The organism is Burkholderia sp. SIMBA_051, assembly GCF_046534915.1.
GTDB classification, from domain to species: Bacteria; Pseudomonadota; Gammaproteobacteria; order Burkholderiales; family Burkholderiaceae; genus Burkholderia; species Burkholderia ambifaria.
Map to the genome: position 1 here is coordinate 1 of NZ_JAWRXS010000489.1, position 259 is coordinate 259.

General features: G+C 66.4%; 1 pseudogene. It reads left to right on the forward strand.

Annotation, left to right across the window (positions count from 1 at the left end):
* Positions 1–184 (forward strand): annotated as a pseudogene (locus SB771_RS35410) (NAD+ synthase); the annotation flags it as partial.
* Between the last annotated feature and the right edge of the window lie 75 nt (positions 185–259).

Below are 259 nucleotides of genomic sequence, written 5' to 3' on the forward strand. Positions count from 1 at the left end.
GCCGCTCGGCGAGATCGTCGCGGCCGGCTACGCCGAGGCCGACGTCGCGCGGGTGACGCGGCTCATCAAGATCAACGAATACAAGCGCCGCCAGGCGCCGATCGGCATTCGCGTCACGCACCGGGCATTCGGACGCGACTGGCGCTATCCGATCACGTCGCGCTTCACCGAGCGGGTCGACTGACCGGCGCCCGGCTTAGCCCTGATTAGCGCCTACTAGCGCTTACAATCGGGATCGCGATTCTGCATCCAAACGAGC